Here is a 2298-nt window from a genome sequence, read left to right as displayed (position 1 = left end):
GTCGGCGCCGTGCGGCAGCGTCACCACGTCGACCCCCTCCGGGGCGGTGCCCTCGGGCGCGACCGGCCGACCCGGCAGCACTTCGTTCAGCACGACCCTCCCGTCCACGGCGACCGCGAAGAGGCAGCAGGCGCCCTGGGGGCGCCCGGCCCCCTCGAGCAGAGCGGTGAGGGCCCGGATGTCGGCCTGGGGGGCGCCCTGGCGGGCGAGCTCGTCTCCGAGGGACGTGGCGCGCTCGAGCGAGATGTCCGGCGGATCCCCGGAGTCGATCGCGAGGTCGACGTAGAGCTGCGACACGGGCCGGGAGTCGCGGAGGAGCTCGGCCAGGGTCGGGAGAGCGGGGGTGGTGGTCACCATCGGGTCGTCCTTTCCTGTCGTGTCCCGACAGTGTCGGACGGCAGGAGCGGGAGGAGGGACGGGGTTGACTGCTCGCGCGCGCCTCAGAGCAGGCGGCGCGCGGAGGCCCAGGCGGTGAGCTCGTAGCGGGAGGAGAGCTGCAGCTTGCGGAGGACGGCGGAGACGTGGGATTCGACCGTCTTGACCGAGATGAAGAGCTCGGCTGCCGCCTCCTTGTAAGCGTAGCCGCGGGCGATCAGGCGCATCACCTCGCGCTCGCGGGCCGAGAGCCGGTCGAGCTCGTCCCCCGACTCCGCCTGCTCGCCCGTCAGCGCCCCGAAGGCGTCGAGCACGAAGCCGGCCAGGCGCGGCGAGAACACGGCGTCCCCGCCCGCCACCGCGAGCACGGCCCGGCTCACCTCGGCTCCGGAGCTGGCCTTGGTGATGTAGCCGCGGGCGCCGGCGCGGATCACGCCGACCACGTCCTCCGCGGCGTCCGAGACGCTGAGCGCCAGGAAGCGCGACGACGACCCGGCGCTGCGCCGCAGCACCTCGGCCCCGCCTCCGCCCGCACCGCCCGGCAGGTGCACGTCGAGCAGCACCACCTCGGGCGCGAGCGAGGCGACCAGGCCGACGGCGGAGTCGACGTCGGCCGCCTCCCCGACGACCTCGAGCTCGGGGGCGAGGTCGGCCCGCAGGCCGGAGCGGAAGATGGAGTGGTCGTCGACCAGCAGCACGCGGGTCACCGCTCGACCTCCGCGGGGAGCCGCAGATGCACCTCGGTGCCGGTGCCGCCGACACCGGGGCGCACGGTCGCGCTGCCGCCCGTGCGCGCCATCCGGCCGATGATCGACTCGCGGATGCCGAGGCGGTCGCCGGGCACCTCGTCGAGGACGACCCCGGGGCCGCGGTCGCGCACGAACACGTCGACGCCCTGCACGGAGGACTCGAGGTACACCGAGACGTCGCCGCCCGCGTGCCGGGCCGCGTTCAGCACGGCCTCGCGGGTCGCGGCGAGGAGCGCGGCGGCGCCGGGGACGGACGCTCCGACGGCCACCACCTCGAGGTGCACGGGGTAGTCGAGCTCGACGGCGGCGGCGATCGCCCGGACCTCGGCGGCCAGGTCGTTGGCGACCGGGACGTCGCGCTCGAACAGCCAGTCGCGCAGCTCCCGCTCCTGGGCGCGGGCGATGCGGGCGACCTCGCTCGAGGCTCCGGCGCGGTTCTGGATGAGCGCGAGGGTCTGCAGCACGGAGTCGTGCAGGTGCGCGGCGATCTCGGCCCGCTGCTCCTCGCGCACGCGGGCGGCGCGCTCGCCCATCAGCTCGGACCAGAGGGTCACCACCCGGGGCGCGGCCAGCACGCCGGCGGCGATCAGCAGCACGCCCACGGCGAGCACCGCGTTGAGGGCGCTCGGGCGGCCGGTGAGGACGGCCGCTCCGGCGAGCACCAGCAGCGCGCAGGAGGCGAGGCGCACCGCGGAGCCGTACCGGGCGGGGCGGACGGCGTCGCCGCGGTCGAGCCCGAGGCTCCAGCCGACGGCTCCTCCCGCGAGCAGGCCGACGGCGACGAGCGCGCGCGTGATGTCGGCGTCGTCGCCGCTGTCGACGGCGATCAGCACGGCGAGCGCCGCGACGGCGGCGGCGAGGGTCAGCAGGCCGGCCACGGGAGCGGAGCGGCGGACGGCCGGATCCGCGTCGCGCGAGTCGAGCGGCGCGAGGGGCACCAGGGCCCAGAGCCAGAGGTAGAGGAGCGCGCCGCCCCCGCCGAGCGCGGTCATGAGGACGGCCAGGAGGCGGGTCCTCCGCACGCTCCAGCCGAGGTGGTCGGCGACCGCGGTGCACACTCCGCCGAGCAGCATCGTCCGCGGCCGCTGCAGCGGGGGGCGGACGGCGGTGCCGGGGACTGTGCTCACCCCTGCATCCAAACAGGTCGGCCGCACGATCGGGGGTGCTCTCGGGG

At 76.2% G+C, this 2298-nt stretch carries 3 protein-coding genes; all 3 read right to left on the bottom strand.

What is annotated here, in order from left to right; genetic code table 11:
• The coding region (locus tag C5C27_RS17300) for a hypothetical protein (RefSeq protein WP_219813206.1) at positions 1-357 on the bottom strand (357 nt) is incomplete at its 3' end.
• Positions 358-440: 83 nt separating this feature from the next.
• Positions 441-1082, bottom strand: a complete 642-nt coding sequence (locus tag C5C27_RS17295) for a response regulator transcription factor (RefSeq protein ID WP_104315018.1) — start codon at positions 1080-1082, stop codon at positions 441-443.
• Positions 1079-2251, bottom strand: a complete 1173-nt coding sequence (locus C5C27_RS17290) for a sensor histidine kinase (protein ID WP_181133587.1) — start codon at positions 2249-2251, stop codon at positions 1079-1081. The genes C5C27_RS17295 and C5C27_RS17290 overlap by 4 nt, the downstream gene beginning before the upstream one ends.
• Between the last annotated feature and the right edge of the window lie 47 nt (positions 2252-2298).

This window comes from Rathayibacter sp. AY2B7 (assembly GCF_002931635.1).
GTDB lineage: Bacteria > Actinomycetota > Actinomycetes > Actinomycetales > Microbacteriaceae > Rathayibacter.
Note: the sequence above shows the minus strand (reverse complement) of the source record. Positions and strands in the feature narration are given on the sequence as shown.